General features: G+C 71.1%; 13 protein-coding genes and 1 riboswitch. Of the genes, 6 read left to right on the forward strand and 7 right to left on the reverse strand.

Annotated elements, in window-relative coordinates; translation table 11 throughout:
- Positions 1–96: 96 nt before the first annotated feature.
- Positions 97–4806 carry a multicopper oxidase domain-containing protein gene (locus N801_RS03910; protein ID WP_245618195.1) on the reverse strand — a complete coding sequence of 1570 codons (4710 nt, stop codon included), beginning with the start codon at positions 4804–4806 and terminating at the stop codon, positions 97–99.
- A gap of 310 nt (positions 4807–5116) precedes the next feature.
- Here N801_RS03910 and N801_RS03915 point away from each other — a divergent pair, with 310 nt between their 5' ends.
- The 4 genes from N801_RS03915 to bar all read left to right on the forward strand — a co-directional run bounded on the left by N801_RS03915 (position 5117) and on the right by bar (position 9507).
- Complete coding sequence (locus N801_RS03915) at positions 5117–6217, forward strand: alpha/beta fold hydrolase (RefSeq protein WP_245618196.1); 1101 nt, start codon at positions 5117–5119, stop codon at positions 6215–6217.
- Positions 6218–6358: 141 nt separating this feature from the next.
- Entirely contained in the window at positions 6359–7222 is an 864-nt protein-coding gene (locus N801_RS03920; RefSeq protein ID WP_052112568.1) for a class I SAM-dependent methyltransferase, read from the forward strand.
- Between the two features lie 142 nt (positions 7223–7364).
- Positions 7365–8306, forward strand: coding sequence for a carbamate kinase (locus tag N801_RS03925; protein WP_035933085.1), 942 nt, complete (start codon positions 7365–7367; stop codon positions 8304–8306).
- A 52-nt stretch (positions 8307–8358) separates the two neighbouring features.
- A complete protein-coding gene (bar, locus tag N801_RS03930) occupies positions 8359–9507 on the forward strand; it encodes a barbiturase (RefSeq protein ID WP_035933087.1) in 1149 nt (382 codons plus the stop codon).
- Positions 9508–9596: 89 nt separating this feature from the next.
- Here bar and purH read toward each other — a convergent pair whose 3' ends face one another.
- The 6 genes from purH to sucC form a co-directional block, all read right to left on the reverse strand.
- Positions 9597–11234, reverse strand: a complete 1638-nt coding sequence (gene purH, locus N801_RS03935) for a bifunctional phosphoribosylaminoimidazolecarboxamide formyltransferase/IMP cyclohydrolase (RefSeq protein WP_035933090.1) — start codon at positions 11232–11234, stop codon at positions 9597–9599.
- A 52-nt stretch (positions 11235–11286) separates the two neighbouring features.
- Positions 11287–11364: riboswitch (ZMP/ZTP riboswitch) on the reverse strand.
- A 30-nt stretch (positions 11365–11394) separates the two neighbouring features.
- Positions 11395–11820 (reverse strand): TIGR03618 family F420-dependent PPOX class oxidoreductase, encoded by a 426-nt coding sequence (locus tag N801_RS03940; RefSeq protein ID WP_084108125.1) that lies wholly within the window; start codon positions 11818–11820, stop codon positions 11395–11397.
- Between the two features lie 3 nt (positions 11821–11823).
- Positions 11824–12414: a phosphoribosylglycinamide formyltransferase gene (purN, locus tag N801_RS03945; protein WP_035933094.1), complete on the reverse strand. Its 591-nt coding sequence runs from the start codon at positions 12412–12414 to the stop codon at positions 11824–11826.
- Between the two features lie 24 nt (positions 12415–12438).
- A complete protein-coding gene (locus tag N801_RS19540) occupies positions 12439–13683 on the reverse strand; it encodes a cell division protein PerM (RefSeq protein ID WP_052112569.1) in 1245 nt (414 codons plus the stop codon).
- A gap of 146 nt (positions 13684–13829) precedes the next feature.
- A complete protein-coding gene (gene sucD, locus N801_RS03955) occupies positions 13830–14720 on the reverse strand; it encodes a succinate--CoA ligase subunit alpha (RefSeq protein WP_035933097.1) in 891 nt (296 codons plus the stop codon).
- A 42-nt stretch (positions 14721–14762) separates the two neighbouring features.
- The gene (gene sucC / locus N801_RS03960; protein ID WP_035933099.1) at positions 14763–15941 is read right to left on the reverse strand and encodes an ADP-forming succinate--CoA ligase subunit beta; all 1179 of its coding nucleotides are present in this window, start codon (positions 15939–15941) and stop codon (positions 14763–14765) included.
- A 217-nt stretch (positions 15942–16158) separates the two neighbouring features.
- On the opposite strand from sucC, the gene N801_RS03965 reads away from it, so the two are divergent.
- Positions 16159–17112 (forward strand): esterase/lipase family protein, encoded by a 954-nt coding sequence (locus N801_RS03965; protein ID WP_084108140.1) that lies wholly within the window; start codon positions 16159–16161, stop codon positions 17110–17112.
- A 246-nt stretch (positions 17113–17358) separates the two neighbouring features.
- Positions 17359–18090: a M23 family metallopeptidase gene (locus N801_RS03970; RefSeq protein WP_156996452.1), complete on the forward strand. Its 732-nt coding sequence runs from the start codon at positions 17359–17361 to the stop codon at positions 18088–18090.
- The last annotated feature ends 13 nt before the right edge of the window (positions 18091–18103 follow it).

Consider the following 18103-nt stretch of genomic DNA (forward strand, 5'->3'; position numbering starts at 1 on the left):
TGTGACCAAGGTCCGGTTCCTCGTGGCGCGCCGAACGGCACGGTGTGGGGCCCGACCCCTGACCGGGGCCCACACCGTGCCGACGGTTCGCCCGGGTCAGGCCCCGGGCACCAGGGTCGGCGGTGACCACGCCGTGCCGACCGAGTTCACCGAGCCGACCCGGAAGTACCAGACCTGCCGGGCGAGGTTGCCCGTCTGGTAGGTCAGGACGTCCGCCGCCGTCGTGGCCGACCCGGCCACGGTGGCGAAGTCGCTCGTGACGCTCCACTGGACCCGGTAGCCGGTCTCACCCACGACGTTGTCCCACGCGAGCGTGACCTGTTCGTTCCGTCCCTGCCGGGTGGCCACGGCCGAGCGGATGGTCGTCGCCGGAGCGAGGGCCCCGATCGTCGCGGTGGCGGTGTTGGACGGTGCGGAGGTGCCGGCGACGTTCGTCGCGCGCACCCGGTAGTCGTAGCTCGTCGACCCGGCCACCGTCGTGTCCGTGAACGTCGTCGTCCCGGTGTTCGTGCGGGCAGGTGCGACTCCCACCGTGGCGAACGTCGTCGTGCCGGCGGGGGCCCGCTCGATGACGAATCCGGTCTCGGTCGTGGCGTTGTCGCGCCAGCTGAGGCTCACCTGTGGTCCCGGCTGCACCGTGGCGGTGAGCAGGGTGGGTGCCGCCGGCGTCGCTGCCGGAGCGTTGACCGTCATCGTGTTCGACACCGACGTGACCGTCATGCTCGGGAAGTCCCCGCCGTAGCCCACCGCGTTCTGCGCGACGATCCGGTACGAGTAGGCCGTCGTGCCGTTCGACGTGGCGTCGGTGAACGTCAGCAGCCGGTGGTCGTTGGGTCCGTCGATCGGCACCGGGACGGTGCCCACCGTCGTCCATGTGCTCCCGTTGGTGGAGCGTTGGACGAGGAACGCCGTCTCGGTGATGGAGTTGTCGTTCCACGTCACCGTCACGACCTTCTTGCCCGTGGCGGGCAGGGTGGCGGTGAGCAGCTCGGGCTTGACCGGCGGCAGCGCCACCGACTCGGGCCGCATCATGTCCATCTCCTCGTGGCTGAGGATGTGGCAGTGGATGACGTACTCCCACCCGAAGTTCACGAGCCTGTTGGTGACCGGGTCGATCGTCGGGACGCCCTGGGGGTCCGTGCTGTTGAACCCTGCCGTGGACCCCAGCGGCATCATCGGGTTGAGTGGCCGCACGGCGTTGGGCACCTCGAAGGGGACCTTCGGGATGATCGGCCGCAGGGCGACGATGGTGTCCTGGAGCGGGTTCATCCGCACGGTGTCCTTCCAGCCCAGCTCATTGGGCTCCGTGAGGGTCACGTTGTTGTCCCAGGCCACCCTGTTGAGCACCTGCACGTCGTAGAGGTGGAAGTGGATCGGGTGACTGTCGACCCCGTTGTGGGTGAACCGCCAGATCTGTGTCCCATCCCGGGCGCTGCTGATGGGGGTGACCTTGACGTCGCCGTCGGGCAGGCCGTCAGCATTCAGCCTGACGTCCGCCACCGGGAGGTTGGTCGCGTCGATGAGCTCGGTCGCCGGGTTGACGTACGGGTAGAGGGTGACGTTCTGCTGACCGGGCGTGGGCGGTTGGGCCTCGATGCCCAGGTTGGCCTGCATGCGTCCGAACTCGTCGAAGGTCGACGAGTTCATCTCGTCGTGGATCGCCTTGGGCTCCATGTCCATGACCATCTTCGACGTCGGCGCCTTCAGCGTGTTGAAGCCGAACGACCCGGTGTTGTTGATCCGGACGATCCCGTCACAGCTCGTCGTCGTGCTTCCCGGCACGTTGCAGTCGCTGCTGGCCGGGAAGTTGGTCCCGTAGGCAGAGTCGTAGGCGTCCTGACCGACGATCGTGGGGGGCTGGCTGGCCTCGAAGACACCGCTGCCGTCAGCCTTGTGGGCGAAGGCGGCGTTGAGCTTCGGGACGTCGTATGCCGGTGCCGGCGCCGACGCTGCGATGGTCACCTTCATGATGGTGCGGGTGTTGGGCCCGTATCCGGGCAGGATCGACGGGGCGCCGGTCGGGCTGAGGTCGGGCGCCCCCGTGTAGTAGTCGTACTGGGGCACCCGAGCCGGGAAGGCGGCGGGGGCGTCGTTGTAGAGGATGAGCGTCTTGCCCGCGAACTTCGAGAAGTCCACGACGGTGTCGGCCCGCTCCGCCGGCGCCAGGAGCAGCGAGTGCTTGTCGACGTTGCCGACGTCGAAGCGGGTCGGGTCGGTGATCCAGGTCGTCGGCTGCTGGCCGTCGACGACGGCCGGCTTGGGCAGGAAGCCGCCTTCCGTGCCGATCTGCACCCAGTCGGGCCCGGCCGCGTTGTTGTTCGAGTCGACGGGCGTCGGTGACACCGTCGGGTCGGTCTGCGCGGCGGCAAGCTCGTTGGGCTTGAGGGCGACCTCGGTCGTCCCGTCACCCTGGGTGGCGTCGGCGACGTACCACTGGAAGTTGAAGAAGCGGTCGTTGGCGGCGTTGAGCATCCGCAGCCGGTACGGCTTGGGCTCGAGGGTCACCTTGGGATAGGCGACACCGTTGACGACCGGGGTGTCGTTGAACTGCTCCATCCCGGCCGAGATGTTCGGCGTCCCCGGGATGAGCTCGGGCTCACAGAACGGGTCGGTCTGGTACTTCCACGTGGTGGGCACGTCGAGCTTGCAGGCCGGGTCGTAGTAGGGGTTCTTGATCGTCCCGTACTTGGTCCCCGTGGCCGGCGGCCAGAACCAGGGGCCGTACATCCACCGACCGTAGGCGCTCATGCCGGACGTGTCGCCGGGGTTCTGGGCCGGCATGTAGACGTGGTGGTACCAGAGGTCGCCCTCACGTCCCCAGCGGGCCTTGTCCCACGTGGGGTCCTGGCCGTAGCGCGTGACCGCACCGGAGGCGTCCTTGGTGTCGTAGAGCTGCTTGTCGCCGGGCACGAACGTGCGGTCCTGGACGACCAGGGGGATGGTGTCCGCAGCGCCGGGGATGACGCCGTCGGCGATGAGCTTCTTCTCGGTGTCGTCCGCGATGGTGTACCCGCCGGCCTCACCGGCATACACGTTGAGCCGGGTGATGCCCCACGAGTGGTCGTGGTAGAACATCAACCGCGCGCTCTGCTGGTTGGTGTAGAAGAACGTCGAGCATCCGTCGTCCTTGGCGGCGCAGGTGACCGCACCGGCGGTCGTCATGTCGGGGACGTTCTGCACGCTGACACCCTCCGGCCAGGTGGTGTTCTCCCCGGCGGGGGTGATCCACTGGTGCGGCGTGCCGTCACTGATCCACGGGGTGACACCGCCGTGGAGGTGCAGCGTGGCGCGGTTGTCGGCGAAGCAGGTCCCGCCCAGCGGCTTGGGCGACTGCGTGCACGCCGGGTTGCGCACCTCGTCCATCACGGTCGAGGCGTTGTCGGGCTCCATCGGGCCCATCGGACCCATGCCGGACCCCATCATGCTGCTGTCGGTGGGGAGGAAGAGGTCACCGTCGACCCCCTTGGGCAGTAGGTTGCGGAAGGTGATCCGCACCGGCTTGTCCTTGGTGGCGCCGATGAACGGGCCCAGGTACTGCGGCGCGGTGACGCCCTTGTAGCCGCCGTCGACGGGCACCTTCGTGCCGTCGAGGAGCTCGTTGGTGAGCGGCACGCCCTGGCTGACCGCGGCGTTGTCCGGCGTCTCGAGCTGGACGTACCCGCGCACGAGGGTCCCGGTCGGGAGGTCGGCCGAGAACTTGGTGCGGTACTGGACCAGGCCGATGACGTACTCGTCGGCCTCCACGCCGTTGTACTTCTTCGGCGCAGGAACGCCGGTCGGGATGTACTTGGCTGCGGGGTCGGCACTGCAGGCCGGCGGAAGGCAGGTGCCGGGCAGGTCGTCGACGAACTTGCGCATGCCCTTGTCGAGATAGCCGTCACCCTGGCTGTCGACGGTGATGGCGGTGATGGCGCCCACGTCGCTCAGTGCGGTCGCCGCCGCTCCGGTGCCGGTACCCGACGGGTCGGTCACCGCGACGGTCGGCGCGGACGTGTAGCCGCTGCCGAAGTCGACCACGTTGACGGCGGAGAGTGCCAGGGTGGCCTTGACCGCGGCGGGCCCGCCGCCCTCAGGGAAGTTGAGCGGGTCGAACTGGGTGCCGTTGCGGATCGTGACCGCCGGCGCCGAGGTGTAGCCGGACCCGGGTTCATCGACCACCACGCTGGTGACCGTGCCGTTGGCGTCGATCGTGGCGTGGGCCTTGGGCGCCACGCCTTCGGAGCTCTCGGGCATGTCGAAGTCCACGGTCGGCATCGTGTAGCCCTGGCCACCGTCGGTGATGGCGATGCTGTCGACGCCGCCGGACCCGATGGCGGTGGCACCAGTGCCACCACCACCAGACAGGGCCACCCCGAAGGACGTGTAGCCCGAGCCGGGGACGATCCCGGTGAAGCCGATGACGACACCGCTCGTGCTCACGGTGGCGCTGGCCGTGGCGGCAGTGCCGGAGCTCCCGCTGACGGTCACCGTCGTGGTTCCGGCGACGTAGTCGTGGCCCGGTGAGCTGACGTCGATGCTCTTGATCCCGCCCGTGACCGGGTCCACCTGGGCGACGCCCGCGGCGCCGGTACCAGCGCCCTCGATCGCCACGGCCGCCGTGGAGAGCGTGAGCGGGCTGTTCGCCCAGTTGGGCCAGGGTCCGAAGTAGTGCGGGACCGCTGTCTCGTCCGTCGGTCCGCTGGGCATCGCCGCTGCCGCCACCGTGGGCCGCACCACCACCGCCTGCACGGCGACAGAGGCGACCATGGCGGCGCTGGCCACCATCGCGACGGAGAAGTACTTCCTGGTGGTGGCTGAGCGCGACATCGCTTCCCCTGCTTCCCGGGCCCCGGCCCATTGGTCATCAGGGCGATGCTAGGGGCGAAAAAACAGGCAGAGACAGGGATTCGCGTCAACTCGACATGCGAAAAGTGTTGCGTGACAACGGTTTCCGGAACCATTGCGTCAGGTGCGTACGCGCCACGCCCCCAGCCGCCGAGCAGGGAGCACGGCCCGGACCACCGTCATCGACATCGCGACACACGACACGGAGTTCGCGAGTTCCACGTCAGGGCCCGAAATCGTGGGAAAAGCACCGCATCCGACGTGACGTCGGGAACCACTGCCGATCTCCCCCGTGCCGTCCTACGATGGGACGGTGGTGGCCGACCCGCCGATCCCACGGCAAGAGATCCGCTTCTGCCGTTCCAGCGACGGTGTGCAGATCGCGTATGCCGTCCACGGATCCGGTCCGCCGCTCGTGGTCGACTCCTGCTGGCTGAGCCACCTCCAGTACGACTGGCAGTCGCCGGTGTGGCGCCACCACCTCGTCGAGTGGGGCCGCTCGCACACGGTCATCCGGTTCGACGAGCGCGGGCACGGCCTCTCGGACCGCGACGTCGCCGACCACGGCCTGGAGCTGCGGCTGGCCGACCTCGAGGCGGTGGTCGACGATGCCCGCCTCGACCGCTTCACCCTCATGGCGATGGCGCAGGGCGGGCCAGTCGCGATCGCCTACGCCGCTCGCCACCCCGAGCGGGTGTCGCGTCTCGTCTTCTACGGCAGCTACTCCGGCCAGCAGGCCAAGGACCCCGCCGAGGCGGAGATGAACGACACCCTGGACGCGCTCATCAAGGTGGGGTGGGCCCGCCCCGACTCGGCGTTCCGGCGGGTGTTCACCTCGTTGATGATCCCGAACGCCACCCAGGAGCAGCGCGAGTGGCTCGACGAGCTGCAACGGGTCGCGACGTCGGCCGAGACCGCACGGAGCTCGCGCCGCCAGCGGCTCGCCGCCGACGCATCGCACCTCCTCGACCGCATCGAGGTGCCGACCCTCGTCCTGCACTCGCTCGGCGACCGGATGAACGACTTCTCCGAGGCCCGCTACCTCGCCGCCCACATCGCCGACGCCCGCCTGGTCGCCCTCGAGAGCGACAACCACATCGTCCTCGAGCACGAAGAGGCGTGGCCGGTGCTGCGCGACGAGCTTCGCGCCTTCCTCGACGCCGACGCGGGGAACGGGTCGCGCCCGGTCGCCGACCTCGCGGCGCTCTCCGCGCGGGAGCGCGAGATCCTCGAGCTCGCCGCCAGGGGGCTGGACAACCACGAGATCGCCGACGACCTCGTCCTCAGCGCCCGCACGGTCGAGCGACACCTCAGCAACGTCTACGCCAAGCTCGACCTCCACGGGAAGTCCGCCCGCACCGCCGCCGTCGCCCGCCTGCTCACGTCCGGCTGACCCCTACGCGTATGCCGCCACGCGCGGCACGGTGCCGCGCGCCCGTTGCGTGCACACGCCGATGTGCCAGTCACCCGCGCGTTCCTACGGTGGTTTCAGCCGCAGATCCACGGCATCCCACACCACACGGAGGACGACCCGATGAGCACGACGACACCACCTATCACCACCACCGCCGACGACGGGGCTCTCAAGGCCAGGCACCGCGCCATGTGGGCGCTCGGGGACTACCCCCGCGTGGCCACCGAGCTCATCCCCAGCCTCGGACCGATCCTCGTCGAGGCGGCCGGGGTCACGTCGGCCCAGCGCGTCCACGACGTCGCGGCCGGCTCCGGGAACGTGGCCATCCCCGCCGCCCGCACGGGTGCCGACGTCGTCGCCACCGACCTCACGCCCGAGCTCCTCGCCCGCGGGAAGCAGCTGGCCGGCGAGGAGGGTGTGTCGATCACGTGGCAGGCCGCAGACGCCGAGGCCCTGCCCTTCGCGGACGAGGAGTTCGACGCGGTGCTGTCCTGCGTCGGGGTGATGTTCGCCCCGCACCACCAGGCCGTCGCCGACGAGCTCGTCCGCGTGTGCCGCCCGGGCGGCACGATTGGCCTCATCAGCTGGACGCCCGGCGGCTTCATCGGGCAGATGTTCGCGACGATGAAGCCGTACGCCCCGCCGCCGCCCCCCGGAGCCCAGCCGCCCCCGCTGTGGGGTCGCGTCGACCACGTCCGCGAGCTCTTCGGCGACCGGGTCAGCTTCGGCTCGCTCGTCCAGCAGGACGTCGTCATCGACGAGTTCGCGACACCGCAGGACTTCGTCGACTTCTTCAAGACCCACTACGGCCCGACCATCGCCGTCTACCGAGGGATCGCCGACGACCCTGACAGGGTCGCCGCGCTCGACCGCGACCTCGTCGCCCTGGTCGAGCGCTTCGACCGCGGCGCTGCCGCGACCGATGGCACCGACGGAGTCGTTCTGGACTGGGAGTACCTCCTCGTCACGGCGACCCGCACCTGACCCGCGGCGCGGCAGGTGCGACACCTGACAAAGGCGAGGCGCCCGCCTGTCAGGTGCTGCCAACGCCCACGCGGACCCCCCCTCCTAGGCTCGCCGCAACGGCATACCACTCGGGTGTGCGTCAGGCCCGGAAGGTGGACACGTGCGGGTTCTCGTGGCACTCGGCGGCAACGCCATGACCGCTCCCGACGGCTCGGCCCACCCGGCCGCCCAGGTGCGCGCCATCAGCGGGGCGATGGAGCACGTCGCCGAGCTCGTCGCCGCGGGGCACGAGGTCGTGCTCACCCACGGCAACGGCCCCCAGGTGGGCAACCTGCTCGTCAAGAACGAGATCGCCGCCCACGTCGTCCCGCCCGTGCCGCTCGACTGGTGCGGCGCGCAGACGCAGGGGACGATCGGCTTCACGATCCTCGACGCCCTCGAGCCCGCCCTGGCGCGACGCGACGTCGCCCGCCCGGTCGCGGCCCTCGTCACGCGCACCCTCGTCGACGCCGACGACCCCCACTTCCGCGAGCCGACCAAGCCGGTCGGGCGCTACCTGCCGGCCGACCAGGCGCAGCAGATGATCGAGCACGGGCAGCACTGGGAGGACCGCGGCGACAAGGGCTGGCGCCGCGTCGTCGCGTCCCCGACGCCGGTCGAGATCCTCGACCTGGGAGCCATCCGCTCCCTCGTCGGGTCCGGTCACGTCGTCGTCGCCGCCGGCGGTGGCGGGATCCCCGTGGTGCGCGATCCCGACGGCAGCCTGCGCGGCGTCGAGGCCGTCATCGACAAGGACCTCACGGCGGCGCTGCTCGCCCGGGCGCTGGAGTGCGACATCCTCATCATCGCCACCGACGTCGACCACGCGATGGTCGACTACGGCACGCCCGACGAGCGGCCGCTCGGCTTCACCTCGCTCGCCCAGATGGAGGAGTTCGCCGCGGCCGGGCAGTTCGCCTCCGGGTCGATGGGGCCCAAGGTCGACGCCGCGATGCGCTTCGCCGCGAGCGGCGGTCGCAGCATCATCACCTCCCTCGAGCACATCACCGACGCCGTCGAGCGCGAGTTCGGCACCGTCATCGACACCAGCCCCGAGGACTGACCTCACCGGTCGTCGTCCCACCGACTCATCCACACCAGAGAAAGGTCCAGCCGTGCCAGAAGCCATTGAGGTCCGCAAGGTTCCGATCCACAGCGTCTCCGACGCCTCCGAGCTCGCGAAGCTCATCGACGACGGTGTCATGGAGGCGAGCCGCGTCATCGCCATCATCGGCAAGACCGAGGGCAACGGTGGCGTCAACGACTACACGCGCATCATCGCCGACCGGGCGTTCCGTGAGGTGCTCGTCGAGAAGGGCGCCCCGGCCGACCAGGTCAAGCAGGTCCCGATCGTGTGGTCCGGTGGCACCGACGGCATCATCAGCCCCCACGCGACGATCTTCGCCACCGTCCCGGCAGACAAGGCCGAGCAGTCGGACGAGCTCCGGCTCACCGTCGGGTTCGCGATGAGCGAGGCCATCAAGCCCGAGGAGATCGGCTACGTCGGCATGGTCTCCAAGGTCGCCGACGCCGTGAAGGTCGCCATGGAGCGCGCCGGCATCACCGACCCCGCGGACGTCCACTACGTCCAGACCAAGACGCCGCTGCTGACGATCCACACCATCCGCGACGCGAAGTCGCGCGGCCAGAAGGTCTGGACCGAGCACACCCACGAGTCGATGGACCTCTCGAACGGCACGACCGGGCTCGGCATCGCCGTCGCCCTCGGCGAGATCGAGATGCCCACCGACGAGGACGTCATGCACAACCGCTCGCTCTTCTCGGCGGTCGCGTCCTGCTCCTCCGGTGTCGAGCTCGACCAGGCCCAGGTCGTCGTCGTCGGCAACACCCGCGGCATCGGCGGTCGCTACCGCATCGGCCACTCGGTCATGCGCGACGCCCTCGACGCCGACGGCATCTGGTCCGCGATCAAGGACGCCGGCCTCGACCTGCCCGAGCGCCCGCACACGAGCGACATCAAGGGCCGCCTCGTCAACGTCTTCCTCAAGTGCGAGGTGAGCCAGGACGGTCAGGTCCGCGGGCGCCGCAACGCCATGCTCGACGACTCCGACGTGCACTGGCACCGCCAGATCAAGTCGGCCGTCGGTGGCGTCACCGCCTCCGTCACCGGTGACCCCGCGGTGTTCGTGTCGGTCTCCGCCGCGCACCAGGGTCCCGACGGCGGTGGCCCCGTGGCCGCGATCGTCGACCTCGGTGAGGGTGAGCCGACCGGCTACGCCGCGCCGGGAGCACCCACCACCTGAGTCCCACCCCTCGATTTATTGCCCGTTCCGGTCACGCGAGCGCCAGCGAGAGTGACCGGAACGGGCAATGAGTCGAAGGTGCAGTCGGGTCAGTGGGCGAAGTGGCGGGTCCCGGTGAAGTACATCGTGACGCCGGCCGCCCGGGCGGCCTCGATGACCTCGCCGTCGCGCATCGACCCACCGGGGGCCACGACGGCCCGCACGCCTGCGTCGAGCAGCACCTGCAGCCCGTCCGCGAACGGGAAGAACGCGTCCGAGGCCGCCACCGCACCCCGGGCCCGCTCGGCCTCGCCCGAGTTCGCGCGTGCCACCGCGAGGTGGCAGGAGTCGACCCGGTTGACCTGTCCCATGCCTATGCCGACGGAGGCGCCGCCTCGGGCGAGCAGGATGGCGTTGGACTTCACCGCACGCACCGAGCGCCAGGCGAACTGGAGGTCGGACAGCAGGGCCTCGTCGGCCGCGTCGCCCGAGACGAGCCGCCAGGCCGCGGCGTCGTCACCACCGGTGACCGTGCCGTCCTCACCGGTCACGACCGCGTCGACGGCGTCGCGGTGCTGCATGAGCAGGCCGCCGCTGATCGGACGGATCTCCGCGCCACCCTGCCGGGGCGGGGCGCACTCGAGCAGGCGGATGTTCTTCTTCGCGGTGAGGACCTCGAGGGCGTCGGCGTCGAAGCCGGGCGCGACGACGACCTCGGTGAAGATGTCGGCGACGGTGCGGGCCATCTCGACGGTGACGGTCCGGTTCGTCGCGATGATCCCGCCGAAGGCGGAGACCGGGTCGCACTCGTGGGCCTTGCGGTGGGCCTCGGCGATGTCCGCGCCGACGGCGATGCCGCACGGGTTCGCGTGCTTGACGACGGCGACGGTCGGCTGGTCACCGTGGTCGTGGGCGGCGCGCACCGCCGCGTCGGCGTCGACGAAGTTGTTGTACGACATCTCCTTGCCGTGCAGCTGGCGCGCCTGGGCCAGCCCGGGCTCCGGCTGGAAACCGTTGGTGTAGAGCGCCGCTCGCTGGTGCGGGTTCTCGCCGTAGCGCAGCACCGTGGCCTTGTCCCACGTCGCGCCCGCCCAGGCGGGGAAGCCGGAACCCTCGCTGCTGTCGGTGTAGGCGTTGCCCATCCAGGACGCGACGTGCACGTCGTAGGTGGCCGTGTGGACGAAGGCCTTGGCCGCGAGCGCCTTGCGCTGCTCGAACGTGAACCCGCCCTCGCGCACCGCGTCGAGGACGGAGGCGTATGCCGTCGGGTCGACGACCACGGCGACGCTCGGGTGGTTCTTGGCCGCGGCGCGGACCATCGACGGGCCGCCGATGTCGATCTGCTCGACGACCTCGTCGGGTGCTGCACCCGACGCAACGGTGGCGGCGAACGGGTAGAGGTTGACGACGACGAGGTCGAACGGCTCGACCCCGAGCTCGGCCAGCTGCTCGACGTGGTCGGGCTTGCGGGTGTCGGCGAGGATGCCCGCGTGGACGCGCGGGTGGAGGGTCTTGACCCGCCCCTCGAGGCACTCCGGGAAGCCGGTGAGCTCGGCGACCTCGGTCACCGGGATGCCGAGCCCCTCGATGAGGGCGGCGGAGCCACCCGTGGACACGATGGCGACCCCGGCCTCGTGGAGGCCGCGAGCGAGGTCCTCGAGCCCGGTCTTGTCGTAGACCGAGACGAGCGCCCGGCGGACGGGTCGTCGGTCCTGGGTGGGGCCGGGAGGGGTGACGGTGACGGCCATGGTGATGGCTCCAATCGCGGGACGACGTGGGTGGGGGCATGCTGGTCGAGGCCGGGTGCACCCAGGCGGGCGATGCGAACCCCTGTGACTTCCCGGTGGTGGTCCACCCGCGCCAGTCGTCGCCGCCGAGTCTACCGACGAGGGCGGGCCGGCCCCAACCTCACGTGGCGTAGGGCGAGGGCGGCAGCGGGTCGGGCCACGAGCCGCCGAGGACCCGGTCGACGTCGAGGACGATGACCACCCGCTCGGGGTTCGGGCGCGGCCGACGGTAGCGGACGGCATACCGCTCCTCGGCGTCCCGCACGGAGACCTCGTCCTCGAGCACGCGGGTCGTGCCCTCGAGGGTGACCCACCGGCGCCCCTCGACCTGGGCCAGGGCGGCGCGCCGGCCGGCGCGGGCCTGCACCACCTTGGCGCTCCCCCGGCTCGCGATGACGCGGGCGACCCGCTCCTCGCGGTCCCAGGTGAAGCCCACCGGCACCACGTGCGGCGAGCCGTCACGGCGCAGCGTCGTCAGGGTCGCGAGGTGCCGCTCGGTCATGAACACGACCGCCGCCTCGGGCAGGCCTGCCGGGTCGAGGGCCACGGGTCAGGCCGTCCGGAGGTCGTGGGCGAGGCGGCCGACGAGGTCGACGAGGAGCTCGCGCTCCACCACCTTGATCCGCTCGTGCAGGCTGTCCTCGGTGTCGTCGTCGAGGACCTCGACGGCGCGCTGCGCGAGGATCGGCCCGGTGTCGATCCCGGCGTCGACGAGGTGCGCGGTCGTGCCGGTCACCTTGACCCCGTGCGCGAGCGCGTCCCGCACCGCATGGGCTCCCGGGAAGCTCGGCAAGAGCGCCGGGTGCGTGTTGAGGATGGTCCACCCGGCGAGCGTCGCCGGCCCGAGGAGCTTCATGAAGCCCGCCGTGACGACGAGGTCCGGCGCGCGCGCGGCGATCTCGGCGGCCAGCGCGACGTCCCACGCGGCCCGGTCCGGGAAGTCGGCCACCCGGCACACGAAGGTCTCGATGCCGGCTCGCTCCGCGCGCCGCAGCCCCTCGATGCCGTCCCGGTCGGCGCCGACGGCGAGGATCCGCACGCCGTACGCCGGGTCGAGACTCGCGTCGACCAGCGCCTGCAGCAGGGTGCCGGAGCCGGACACGAGGACGACGATGCCGGCGGGTGGGTTCACGTCGAGCACCCTACCGAGCGTGCCGCGTGCCGCTCAGCGGCGCAGGCGCCAGACGTCCCAGGCGACGACGGCCACCGCACCGACGGCGAGCTCGGCACCGAGGGTGACGGCCAGCCAGAGGGCGGGGACGCCGATGTCCGAGAGCCGGTAGGCGCCGAGCGACCCGCCTCCGAGCACGTCGAGGGCGCCGACGGCGACCGCGACCATGAGGCAGGCCACGACCGCGACCGAGGCCTTCGTGCGCAGCGACGAGAGCCGGGCCACCGAGCGGAGCGAGCGACGGCCGATGTAGCCGCCGAGGAGCACGGGCAGGAGCACGAGGAGCCGCAGGGCCCACGGGTGGTCCCCCGGGCTCGGGAGGGCGCCGAGGACCGGCACGAGCGGGAGGAGGCCGCTCGTCGAGCCGGCGAGCCCGGTGTGGGCACCCTCGACGACGGAGAAGCCCGGGCCGGCGACGAACGCCACGACCCACAGGGCGAGGTTGGGCAGCGACGCGAGCTGGACTCCCGTGAGGAGCAGCCCGCCGAGGAAGCCGGCACCGACCTCGGACTGGAGGTCGCTCACCGACCCCCAGCGCAGCACGACCGCGGCGGCGACCGTCAGGGCGGCGAGGCCCAGCAGGACGGAGAGGCCGCGCACGGCGGGACCCCACGCCCGTCGGGCGACGTCGGGAGTCGGCACGCCCTGCAGCCGGGGGCCGAGGACGTCCTCCTCGCGAGCCAGCCGGCGCAGGGCCACGACGAGCGCGAGGCCCGGCACGACGACCACGGGCACGACCAGGCTCGGCCACCGCAGGGGCAGCGACCCGGCGAGCGAGAGGGCGGCGGCGCCACCGACGGCGACGGCGTACCCGCCCCACCACCGACCGGCCACCGACGCGACGGAGCGGGGCAGGAGGTCGGCGAGCCAGGCGTCCTCGACGTCGGCGGTCGCGAGCGCCCGGCCCGCCCCACGTGAGGCGCCCCAGACGACGAGGGCACCGAGCACCAGGGGGACGAAGGCGACGTTGGTCGCACCGTCCCCGAGGTGGGCGCCCTGGACGAGCAGCCACAACGACGCCGCGGCGCCGAGCGGCTCGCCCAACGAGGCCTTCGGACGAGGGTCGAGCAGCCACCCGAGCACGGTCGGCACGGCGACGACGAGGAGCGACAGGAGGCCGGTCGCGAGACCGACGAGGACGTCGCGCGCGGAGTCGGGCAGCCACGACGTGGCCGGCGACCCTTCGCCGTCCTCGTCGTCGGAGGGGCGCACACCCCGCAGCAGCTCCAGGACCGTCATCGCGCCCAGTCTCCCCCGACCCGCCCACGAGGCCGTGGCGCACACGCCGACGAGCCACGACGAAGGCGGACGGGGCCGCGCGACGCGAGCGGGCGGCATACCGAGGGAATCCGGTATGCCGCCCGCTCGCGTCGCGTGGAGAGGCGCTACTTCTGCAGGCCCTGCATGATCTCGCGCATGAGGTCGGCCGTCTCGGACGGCGTCTTGCCGACCCTGACGCCGGCGGCCTCGAGGGCCTCCTTCTTGGCCTGCGCCGTGCCCGAGGAGCCGGAGACGATGGCGCCGGCGTGGCCCATCGTCTTGCCCTCGGGAGCGGTGAAGCCGGCGACGTAGCCGACGACCGGCTTGGTCACGTGGTCCTTGATGTAGGCCGCGGCCCGCTCCTCGGCGTCGCCGCCGATCTCGCCGATCATGACGATCGCGTCGGTGTCGGGGTCGGCCTCGAACGCCTCGAGGCAGTCGATGTGCGTGGTGCCGATGATCGGGTCACCGCCGATGCCGACGCCCGAGCTGAAGCCGATGTCCCGCAGCTCGTACATCATCTGGTAGGTCAGCGTTCCGGACTTCGAGACCAGGCCGATGCGGCCGGGGCCGGCGATGTTGGCCGGGATGATCCCGGCGTTGGACTTGCCGGGGCTGATGAGGCCGGGACAGTTCGGGCCGATGATCCGGGTGCCCTTGTCCTTGGAGTAGTTGAAGAACTCCGCGGAGTCCTTGACCGCGATGCCCTCGGTGATGACGACGCACAGGCCGATGCCCGCGTCGATCGCCTCGATGACGGCGGACTTCGCGAACGCCGGCGGGACGAAGACGACGGACACGTCGGCGCCGGTCTCCTTCATCGCGTCGGCGACGGAGCCGAAGACGGGCACGGAGATGCCGCCCTCGAACTCGACGGTCGTGCCGGCCTTCTTGGGGTTGACGCCGCCCACGATGGTGGTGCCGGACGCGAGCATCCGGGTCGTGTGCTTCATGCCCTCGGAGCCGGTCATGCCCTGGACGATGACCTTGGAGCTCTCGGTGAGGAAGATTGCCATGTCAGAAACGTGTCCTTGTCTGTTCGCTCGACGAGTCGAGGGTCACTTGGCGGCGGCCGCGAGCTCGGCGGCCTTCTGGGCGGCGCCGTCCATGGTGGCCTCGATGGAGACCAGGGGGTGGTTGAAGTCGGCGAGGATCTGGCGGCCCTCCTCGACGTTGTTGCCGTCGAGGCGCACGACGAGCGGCTTGGTGGCCTCGTCGCCGAGCGCCTTGAGGGCGCCGACGATGCCGTTGGCGACCGCGTCGCACGAGGTGATGCCGCCGAAGACGTTGACGAAGACCGACTTGACCTGCTCGTCGCCGAGGATGATGTGCAGCCCGTCGGTCATGACCTCGGCGCTCGCACCGCCACCGATGTCGAGGAAGTTGGCCGGCTTGGAGCCGAGCGCCTCACCGGCGTAGGCGACGACGTCGAGGGTGCTCATGACGAGCCCGGCCCCGTTGCCGATGATGCCGACGTCGCCGTCGAGCTTGACGTAGTTGAGGTTCTTCTCCTTGGCGGCGGCCTCGAGCGGGTCGGCGGCCTCGGCGTCCTCGAGCGCGGCGTGGTCCGGGTGGCGGAAGTCGGCGTTGGCGTCGAGGGTGACCTTGCCGTCGAGGGCGACGATGTCGCCGTCCGTGGTCTTGACGAGGGGGTTGACCTCCACGAGCGTGGCGTCCTCGTCGCGGTAGACGACCCAGAGGCGCTCGAGCACGGGGACGATCCTGGCGCCGGTCTCGGCGTCGAAGCCGGCCGCGTCGACGATCTCCTGTGCCTTGGCGGTGTCGATCCCGACGTTGGGGTCGACCTCGACCTTGGCCAGGGCCTCGGGGCGCTCGACGGCGAGCTGCTCGATGTCCATGCCGCCCTCCTTGGAGCACATGGCGAGGTAGGTGCGGTTGGCCCGGTCGAGCAGGACGGAGAAGTAGTACTCCTCGGCGATCTGCGCGCCCTGGGCGATCATCACCCGGTGGACCGTGTGGCCCTTGATGTCCATGCCGAGGATCTCGCCGGCGAGCTGCTCGGCCTCATCGGCCGACTTGGCCACCTTGACGCCACCGGCCTTGCCACGGCCCCCGGTCTTGACCTGGGCCTTGACGACGGTCACGCCGCCGCTCCTGGCCCCGATGGTCTCGGCGGCCGCGCGGGCCTCGGCTGCGGTGGTCGCCACCGCACCTGCGAGCACGGGAACCCCGTGCTTCTCGAACACATCGCGTGCCTGGTACTCGTAGAGATCCACGGATTCGTTCCCGTCCTCACGTCGTCGTCTGATGGCCTGGGCCGTTCGCGCCGAGCCTAGCGTCGCCACGAAGCCCCGGCGCCCCGTGGGTCTCGATCCGGTGACGTCCCCGATGGTGATCCTCACGACATCCGCCCGCGGCCGTGCGGGGATATACCGTGAGCGCACCATGGATGCCTCGACGCGGACGCACCCGGCCGGCCCCCGGCGATCGCTGATGGGCCGTGCCCACCACGCGGTCGGCGCGACCTGCTCCGCGGCCCGCGACCTCGGCACCCTGCTCACCCCGCGCTCCGTCATCGGCATGGCCATCGAGGGGGCGTGGGTCTCGACCCACCTCGTGACCTACCCGCTCGGGATCTTCCAGGACCGGGCCGAGAGCCGGCGGGGTTACCGGATCGAGCACCTGGCCCCGGTGCAGCGCGGGCTGCACATCGCCAACGTCGAGGCGGCCGGAACCCCGATCCTGCTCGTGCACGGGCTCATCGACAACCGTTCGATCTTCGCGATGCTCCGGCGGGGGCTCACGCGACGCGGGTTCAACTCGGTCTACTCGATGAACTACTCGCCGTTCACCGCCGACGTGCGCACCGCCGCGGCCCAGCTCGGCGAGGAGATCGAGGCGATCGTCGCGGAGACGGGCTACGAGAAGATCCACATCGTCGGCCACAGCCTCGGAGGCCTCATCGCGCGCTACTACGTCACCCGCCTGGGCGGCGACGCCCGCGTGCACACGCTCGTCACGCTGGGCACCCCCCACCAGGGCACGTGGGGCGCGTACGCCCTCCCCATGCGGATCCTCAGCCAGATGCGGCCGGACAGCGGGCTCATCCGCGAGCTGGACGAGCCCGCCCCGGGGTGCACGACCCGTTTCATCAGCTACTGGTCCGACACCGACCTCGTCATCGTGCCGCAGGCCAACGGCGCGCTGCGCCACCCCGACCTCTCCGTGCGCAACATCCGGCTGCACGGGGTCGGCCACATGTCGCTCCCGATCGTCGGCGACGTCGCCCACGGCATCTGCACGGCGCTGGCCGAGCTGGACCAGCACGGCGGCACGGTCACGTCCGGGGTGACGCCCATCGCGCCACGCACCCGCACCGGGACGACGACCCGGCGGCGCCCGCCTGCCGACCGGGCCGGGGGGCGAACCGCACGCTCCGGCCAGTGATCCACCTCACCGCGAGAGCGCTTTCGCAGCGTGACGCCGCAGGTCACCGGGGTGCCGCCCCTAACCGATCCACAGCCGAATCAATCCCGAATTTGTATAACGGTCAGGTCACGCTACGGTAGACGCTTCCGTGTCCCCTGCACGTGAGGTACCCCTGTCTTGATCTCCTCTTACGAGGGGCGTCACCGAGGCCGGCATCGCAAAGCTGCGACTAGTCGGGTCCCGCGCGCCCTCCATCCGGGCTTCGTGTTGCCCAGTGCCGCTGCCGTGGCCCTGGTCATCACCGCCACCGGTGCGTCCGTGGCCGAGTCGTCTCCCCTGACGCTCGAGCTCACCGCCGCACAGACCCAGGTCGCTCGCGAGCAGGCCGCCACCGACGTCGCCCAGCAGGCCGACGTCTCGACGCGCCGCCAGCAGGTCGCGATCCAGACCGCAGCCCTCCAGGGCCGCGCGACGGAGCAGGAGCGCGTCTCCCGCTACCAGGCACGCGTCGCCGCAGCCGCCAAGGCCAAGGCCGCGGCCGTCGCCGCGGCGGCCAAGGCCAAGGCTGCCGCCGTCGCCGCCGCCAAGGCCAAGGACGCCCGTGAGGGCAAGCGCTGGGTCTCGCCCATCGCCGGTGCGTCGTTCACGTCCGGCTACGGCATGCGCTGGGGACGCATGCACTGGGGCAACGACTTCGGCTGCCCGGTCGGCACGCCGCTGCGCGCCATGTCGCGAGGCACCGTGACCTTCGTCGGCACCAACGGCAACATGGGCCGGCTCGTGAAGATCAGGTACTGGGAGGGCACCGAGTCCTTCTACGCGCACATGGACAGCTACGCCGTGAGCGTCGGCGACACGGTCCTGGCCGGCGACGTCGTCGGTCGCACCGGCAACACCGGCCGCTCGACCGGCCCGCACCTGCACCTCGAGATCCACCCCAAGGGTGGCGGCGCCGTCAACCCGGCACCGTGGCTGGCCGCGAAGGGCCTGCAGTGACCTGAGGGTCCGC

The sequence above is a fragment of the Knoellia aerolata DSM 18566 genome, from assembly GCF_000768695.1.
In the GTDB taxonomy this organism is placed as follows: domain Bacteria; phylum Actinomycetota; class Actinomycetes; order Actinomycetales; family Dermatophilaceae; genus Knoellia; species Knoellia aerolata.

Excerpts from the sequence above, each read along its gene's own strand:
- sucD (WP_035933097.1), bottom strand. The coding sequence starts at position 14,720 with ATGGCAATCTTCCTCACCGAGAGCTCCAAGGTCATCGTCCAGGGCATG.
- N801_RS19540 (WP_052112569.1), bottom strand. The coding sequence starts at position 13,683 with ATGACGGTCCTGGAGCTGCTGCGGGGTGTGCGCCCCTCCGACGACGAG.
- N801_RS03920 (WP_052112568.1), top strand. The coding sequence starts at position 6,359 with ATGAGCACGACGACACCACCTATCACCACCACCGCCGACGACGGGGCT.
- N801_RS03965 (WP_084108140.1), top strand. The coding sequence starts at position 16,159 with ATGGGCCGTGCCCACCACGCGGTCGGCGCGACCTGCTCCGCGGCCCGC.
- purH (WP_035933090.1), bottom strand. The coding sequence starts at position 11,234 with ATGGCCGTCACCGTCACCCCTCCCGGCCCCACCCAGGACCGACGACCC.
- N801_RS03910 (WP_245618195.1), bottom strand. The coding sequence starts at position 4,806 with ATGTCGCGCTCAGCCACCACCAGGAAGTACTTCTCCGTCGCGATGGTG.